General features: G+C 67.2%; 9 protein-coding genes and 2 pseudogenes. 3 read left to right on the top strand and 8 right to left on the bottom strand.

Annotated elements, in window-relative coordinates:
- Positions 1-190, bottom strand: a 190-nt coding sequence (locus tag FOY91_RS20315) for a helix-turn-helix domain-containing protein (RefSeq protein WP_203234655.1), incomplete at its 3' end; no start/stop codon positions are given.
- A 301-nt stretch (positions 191-491) separates the two neighbouring features.
- On the opposite strand from FOY91_RS20315, the gene FOY91_RS20310 reads away from it, so the two are divergent.
- On the top strand, positions 492-956 hold the full coding sequence (locus FOY91_RS20310; protein ID WP_145155755.1) for a hypothetical protein: 465 nt from the start codon (positions 492-494) through the stop codon (positions 954-956).
- Positions 957-1,423: 467 nt separating this feature from the next.
- Here FOY91_RS20310 and FOY91_RS20305 read toward each other — a convergent pair whose 3' ends face one another.
- From FOY91_RS20305 to FOY91_RS20285, 5 genes are all read right to left on the bottom strand, one after another.
- Positions 1,424-1,657 (bottom strand): antitoxin Xre/MbcA/ParS toxin-binding domain-containing protein, encoded by a 234-nt coding sequence (locus FOY91_RS20305; protein WP_145155753.1) that lies wholly within the window; start codon positions 1,655-1,657, stop codon positions 1,424-1,426.
- Positions 1,654-1,860, bottom strand: coding sequence for a hypothetical protein (locus FOY91_RS20300; protein WP_145155751.1), 207 nt, complete (start codon positions 1,858-1,860; stop codon positions 1,654-1,656). The genes FOY91_RS20305 and FOY91_RS20300 overlap by 4 nt, the downstream gene beginning before the upstream one ends.
- A 248-nt stretch (positions 1,861-2,108) precedes the next feature.
- Positions 2,109-2,369, bottom strand: a complete 261-nt coding sequence (gene infA / locus FOY91_RS20295) for a translation initiation factor IF-1 (protein ID WP_145155750.1) — start codon at positions 2,367-2,369, stop codon at positions 2,109-2,111.
- Positions 2,370-2,376: 7 nt separating this feature from the next.
- Complete coding sequence (locus FOY91_RS20290; protein ID WP_145155748.1) at positions 2,377-2,583, bottom strand: cold-shock protein; 207 nt, start codon at positions 2,581-2,583, stop codon at positions 2,377-2,379.
- Positions 2,584-2,675: 92 nt separating this feature from the next.
- On the bottom strand, positions 2,676-2,873 hold the full coding sequence (locus FOY91_RS20285) for a hypothetical protein (protein ID WP_145155746.1): 198 nt from the start codon (positions 2,871-2,873) through the stop codon (positions 2,676-2,678).
- Positions 2,874-2,885: 12 nt separating this feature from the next.
- Between FOY91_RS20285 and FOY91_RS20280 the strand changes: the two genes are divergently transcribed.
- Entirely contained in the window at positions 2,886-3,743 is an 858-nt protein-coding gene (locus FOY91_RS20280) for a transglutaminase-like domain-containing protein (RefSeq protein ID WP_145155744.1), read from the top strand.
- Positions 3,744-3,856: 113 nt separating this feature from the next.
- On the top strand, positions 3,857-4,624 hold the full coding sequence (locus FOY91_RS20275; protein ID WP_145155742.1) for a hypothetical protein: 768 nt from the start codon (positions 3,857-3,859) through the stop codon (positions 4,622-4,624).
- 33 nt (positions 4,625-4,657) lie between these two features.
- On the opposite strand, the pseudogene FOY91_RS20270 reads toward FOY91_RS20275, so the two are convergent.
- Together FOY91_RS20270 and FOY91_RS22895 are read right to left on the bottom strand one after the other, a co-directional pair.
- A pseudogene (locus FOY91_RS20270) lies at positions 4,658-5,668 on the bottom strand (cation:proton antiporter domain-containing protein); the annotation flags it as partial.
- A gap of 250 nt (positions 5,669-5,918) precedes the next feature.
- A pseudogene (locus FOY91_RS22895) lies at positions 5,919-5,999 on the bottom strand (hypothetical protein); the annotation flags it as partial.
- Positions 6,000-6,054 lie beyond the last annotated feature (55 nt).

Genomic DNA, 6,054 nt, shown 5'->3' with positions numbered 1-6,054 from the left:
TCCTGGCCGCACGGCGGTCGCCACCCTGCGGTTTGGCAGCCGGCGTGCCGTTCCGAACGACCAACTGCCGCCAGCGGATCGCACTCGCCGCGCTCACCCCGAACCGCGCTGCCGCGGCCCGGCACGACATCCCGGCATCAACCGCGGCGACCACCCGCTCTCGAAGATCCTGTGACAGCACTCGTGGCATCCATGCCGGCCTCCTCGACCCGGCACAAAGCCTGAATCAGAAAACCGCGCTCGTGTGAATCCTCAACGATTCAGAAGGCGCGGAAACCGCTCTAATTTATTAATTTACGCATTAAGCAACATAATTAAACATTATGTACGATCATTATAAGCAATCACCAAGTCAAGTATAGTTGAAATACAGAATTTATGCGGCAACCTACAGTCAAGCTAAAGCTCTTTACAATTTCGTACCATTTCCCTAATTCCGGATTAACCCCGGTTGGCAAGGTCGGGCGAAACAGGAAGTTAAGGAGCGTATCATGGCAGACGGTAAGGTCGACGGCGTAACCGCATCACCGGATCAGTACGGCATCATCCAGGGCAACGGCGGGGCCGTTGACAAGTTGGCCGGCAGCAGCAGCAACGACATGCTGCAGGGCCATGCTGCGTTCAATCAGTACTATGGCGGCGCCGGTGACGACACGTTCAAGCTGGTTGCGAAGTTCGCGAATGCCGAGGGAACGCACCAGGGTGTGTCGACCGTGTTCGCCGACCAGTTCGCCTACATCACCGACTTCCAGGGCGCTGGCGTGTCCGGCGGCGATTTCGTCAACTTCACCGGCTTCGACGCCTCGTCGCTCGAGCTGACCAAGGTCGGCGGCACGAACGCTTCGGGCACGATGTACTACTACAACGTGACCGACCTTCAGGGCCACGTGTTCAACTTCCAGGTCAACTCGGTCAACGGCGCCGCTCTCGGCGCGGGTGACTTCGGCTTCTATTGATCGCTTCACGCGTTCGGTAGCCGGGGTTCAATCACCGGGAAGGGGAGGCTTCGGCCTCCCCTTTTTTTGTCTTCCGGGGTTCGCGGCCTGATCGGCTGACGCGACGATTCGACCAGATTCGCTTCGGGATGGCTGGGGACGCGAAGTCACCGGGCATTGGATCGGGCCGGTCCTTCACAGGGCTTGGTAAGGGGCTGATCGCGTTCAAGGACGCGTATCGACGCGATGCCGACAGCATCCGTGCTCCGGCGATATCGTCCTAATCCGGCCTGGCAGGGCGGTGACCCCGATTCGGGTTTGGCACAAGGCAAAGCGACACGGCCCGGCAAAGCCTCGGTCGTGTCGGCGATTTCGCGAAGTGATGCCGCCCGGCGACGGGGTACTAAGCCGGCACAGCCGAACATAGCCCGCGATCCAGCCGGTTCAGCATCTTCAAAAGACCGCAGCCAGTGCTGCGGCTACGCGCGTCACTCGCGCGGCAGGGAGGAGAGGTGAGTTTCCACCGCCAGCAGACCTTCGGCGCTGGCCACGGCGAGATCGATCGGGCGTCCGCCCAGACCGTCGTGGTGTGCGTTGAGAAAACGCACGGCTTCGGTCGCGCCCAGCGCCTTGAGCGCGGCGTTGGTGGCGCTGCCCTGACGGGCGGCCTCCGGCGGCGACAGGCGCGGTGCGTTGAAACGCTTGGCGAAGGGCCGGTTCAAGCCGCCTGCTCCTGCTCGCGCACGATCTTGTCGGCGGTCTGCTGGTCGCGCATCGCCTCGGCACGGGTCAGGCGCTCCGCCATCGCGGTCCAGGCTGCTTCGGAACGCCGGCAGCGGTCGCGGACGTTGTCGAGCAGGGCGGCCTCGGCCTCCCGGTTGCTCTCTTCGGCGCGGGCCCGGTAGAAATCGCTGGTGGCCGACATGCGTGGCGCTCCTTGTGCGGGGGGTGCCGGCGGGGGCCGCCGGCGCCCGGTTCAGCCGATCATCTCGGCAATGATTCGACGCGTCTCGCGCCGGCTGAGAGGGTTGCCGGGTCGCGTGCGCGCATCGCGTTCCGCCGGGGCAGTGGCTCGCGCATCATGGGCGCGGGAAATATTAAAACCTGAATTTATCTCGAATGTCATTTCTGTCCGTGGCGCGGGTTGCCGCGCGTTGTGGGTCTTGTGGGGTGTTAACGTCCATGCCCGCGTCGCGGCCCCGGGCCTGCGCCCGGCGTGCGTTCGCGAAACACGATTCGCCCCTTGTCCAGATCGTACGGAGTCATCTCGACGATGACCCGGTCACCCACGACCGAGCGGATGCGGAAACGCCGCATCTTCCCGGCCGTGTAAGCGATGATCCGGTGATCATTTTCCAGACGGACGGCAAAGCGCCCGTCCGGAAGGATCTCCTCGATCTGGCCGTCGAGGCTCAGCAGTTCCTCTTTGGCCATCCTGAAATCAGGCCGGCTGGAGGTTGACCGCCGACTGCTTGCCGCGCCGGTCGGTTTCCAGCTCGAAGCTCACGCGCTGGTCCTTGTCGAGCGTGCGCATGCCGGCGCGCTCAACGGCAGTGATGTGGACGAAGCTATCGCCCGAGCCGTCTTCGGCCGCGATGAAGCCATAGCCCTTGTCGGTATTGAAGAATTTTACGGTGCCGATCGGCATGAGATGCTTCCTTTCACGAAGTCATCGGATCCGCGAGGCAGGGTGCCTTGCAGAGCCAGGTAGCGTGAAATGGAAGATTCGGCTCGAAAGCGTCAATTTCCGTCGCAGGCGACGTTAGCATCCTCGATATAGGCGAGGATCGCCGAAAGATCAACTTTGTAGAGCGCCCGCCTCGATAACGGCCCGACCTCGCCGGTTTTGTCGTCAGCCTCGGCATGATTTTCACGGCCGGTCCGAACAACCCGGATCGAATCCCTCCGTGTCTCGTTGGCGCGCTGAATTAACCACACCAGAGGCTTCCGATGCTGATCCGCGCCGGTTTCGACATAGAATTCGCCACCGATACGCCGAGCGCGATGCTTGCGTTGCTCAACATCCACCCCTCCCGCAACCGCGATCTGCGTACCCCGCACCGGATCGAGACGTCGCGCGAGGTGCCGACCTATGATTACGTCGATGACTTCGGCAACCTCTGCACGCGCCTGACGGTCCCGGCTGGCGGCCTGTCGCTGCACGCCGACTTCATCATCGAGGACAGCGGCTTCGTCGATCGTCGCGCGCCCGACGTGCCGGTGACGCCGGTGGACGAACTGCCCGAGAACGTCCTCGGCTTCCTGCTCGGCAGCCGGTACTGCGAGACGCAGCATCTGATGCAGGCGGCATGGGGCATGTTCGGCCACATCCAGTCCGCGCGCGGCCGGGTGGAGGCGATCGTCGACTTCGTCCACAATCATATCACCTTCGGCTATCAGTTCGCCCGCGGCGATCGCACCGCGTGGAACGGGTATCAGGAGCGCGTCGGCGTGTGCCGCGATTTCGCGCATCTGGCTGTCACGCTGTGCCGCTGCATGAACATTCCGGCGCGCTATTGCACCGGCTACCTGGGTGACATCGGCGTGCCGGTAGTCGACGCGCCGATGGATTTCAGCGCGTGGTTCGACGTGTTCGTCGGCGGGGACTGGTACACTTATGATGCGCGCCACAACCAGCCGCGCATCGGCCGCATCCTGATGGCGCGCGGCCGCGACGCGACGGACACCGCGCTCACCACCGTCTTCGGCCCGGCATGGCTCAAGCGGTTCGAGGTGACGACCTACGAGGTCAGCGCCGACGAGTTGGCCCGCTTCGGCAGGCCACCGGAACTGCGGCTGGCCGCCTGACGACCGCCTGAACCGTCGTATCCGCCCTTGCCTCGACCCCGTTTCGAGGCAGGGTCGGATCGGCGCCATCGATCGATTGCCGGGCGTGACGACGCCGTGTAGGCGGACCGCGCATGGCTTCCCCGCCTTATTCCTCCTACAGCGAACCGGCGTCGCTTCGCCGACGGGCGACGTCGTTCGTGCTGGCGGTCGCGGCGAACCTGCTGCTGCTGTTCATGCTTCTCACGCTCGCGCCCGCGCCCGGCCGGCAAACGCCGCCGGAAAGCCGCCCGACCGTCGTCGATCTGCTGCCGGAGCCTGAGACGCCCAAGGTCGCCTCGACCCGCGTGGCCGAGAAGAAGGCGGCGAGCAGCCGCGCCGCGCCGCGCGCGCCCAAGCCTCCCGCGCCCCGCGCCGCCGTCACCGCGCCCGCCACGGCGCCGCCGCTCAACATGATCCTGCTCAACCGCGATGAATATGCCGCCGCCGACATCTCCAAGATGCAGGCGCCGGATCGCGCCGCCGGTGGCGGATCCGCAAACGGCACCGGATCGAACGCCAGCGGCGATACCGCCAACGGATCGGGCGAGGGACCGGGCGGCGAGCGGCTCTACAATGCGGACTGGTATCGTGAACCGACCGACGCCGAGCTTGCCCCCTATCTGCCGTCCCGCAGTCCGCGCGCCGGCTGGGGGGAGGTCGCGTGCCGAACCGTCCCCAACTTCCGCGTCGAGGATTGTGCCGAGCTCGGCCAGTCGCCGCCGGGATCGGGCCTTGCACGGGCGGTGCGGCAGGCGGCGTGGCAGTTTCGCGTCAGGCCGCCGCGTATCGGCGGGCAGGGGATGGTCGGCGCGTGGGTGCGGGTCCGCATCGATTACTCGCAGCGCGCCACGCCGCAATAGCACACGGCGCCTGCGGCAGCAGGTCCCCGGCCGTCATCCGCGATAGCGGGTTTCCAGAATATCCAGCTCGCGCACCAGCTTCTGCGCGACCTCGCTGCCGATCGTGCGGTCGCGGGCCAGGCGAAAGATTGCGTCGCGTTCGGCGGTGAGGCCGGCTAGCCGCAGCGCCTGCTCGATCCGGTCCTGCGTGCGCGCGGCGCGGATGTCGCGGTCCTGCTGGCTGCGGCTTGCGATCCGGTCGCGGTACACGTCCATGATCCGCGCGCCGCTGTCGACGAACATGTCGGCGTCGGCGCGGCCATCGGCCAGATCATGCTGTGCGCGCTCAACCGCCGCGATCGCCGCCTCGGCCGCCGCCACGCGCGCCCGATCTTCCTCGGCCTGCCGCGAGGGCTCGGGCGGCATGGCGAGGCCGCGCAGCAGCAGCGGCAGGCCGACGCTGGCCACCCCCAGCGACACCACGATCACCCCGGTGGCGAGGAAGATCGCCAGATCGCGCGCGGGGAAGGGGGTGCCGTCCGTCATCACGAGTGGCAGCGTGAGCACGCCGGCCAGCGTGATCGCCCCGCGCACCCCGGCGAACGACATCGCCGCCACCAGCCGCCAGTTTGGCCGGTAGCTGTCACCCGGTTTGTCCCGCTCGCGCAGCAGCGTCAGCCGGAACGAGGCCCACACCCAGCCGAACCGCAGCGCCGCCAGCCCGGCGACGATCGCCAGCACGTAGAGGCCCAGCCACCACGGCTCGTGATGGCCGGTCATCCGCACCGTCTTCACAGCGCCCGACAGGATCAGCGGCAGCTGCTCGCCCAGCAGCACGAAGATGATGCCGTTGAGCGTGAACTGGATCGTATCCCACACCGAATTGCGCCGCATCCGGGTGGCGGCCATCGTCTGGCGGGAGATTTCGGCGAAGGTCATCGTCACGCCCGCCGCCACGGCGGCGAGGATGCCCGAGCAGTGGAGATGCTCGGCCAGCAGATACGCGCCGAACGGGATCAGCAGGCTGACGAGGATCTGCGAGCCGGTCTCCTCGCCGTAGCGGCGGGGGGGCGGGGCGGCCGTGGCGGGACCCACCCCCGTGGTGCGCGCGGGGAAAACGGGGTATCCCCCCCCGACCGCGCAGGGGGCGGGCCGCCCAATCTCCACCCGCCCCCCGTTCCGCTTTGCCCGGGTCCTCCTGGCGCGGACCTCCCCCCCCCTGGGCGCCCCCCCCCCCACCTTCCCGCCCCCCCCCCCCCGGCCCCGGCCCACCGGTCAAGACCCGCCCCCCGCCGCCGGGGCCGAGCCCGGGCCGCACCCCGCGGCCCGCCGCGCTCTCGCCCGCCACGGTGAACGGCCCGGGCAGCTCGGCGAAACGCAGCGCATAGCCGTCCATCGCGGACAGGTCGGCCGCCGGCTGGGTGCGCAGCGCCGCAACGTCCTCGGCGGCA

It is taken from the genome of Alterirhizorhabdus solaris (genome assembly GCF_007785815.1).
In the GTDB taxonomy this organism is placed as follows: Bacteria; Pseudomonadota; Alphaproteobacteria; order Sphingomonadales; family Sphingomonadaceae; genus Alterirhizorhabdus; species Alterirhizorhabdus solaris.
Note: the sequence above shows the minus strand (reverse complement) of the source record. Positions and strands in the feature narration are given on the sequence as shown.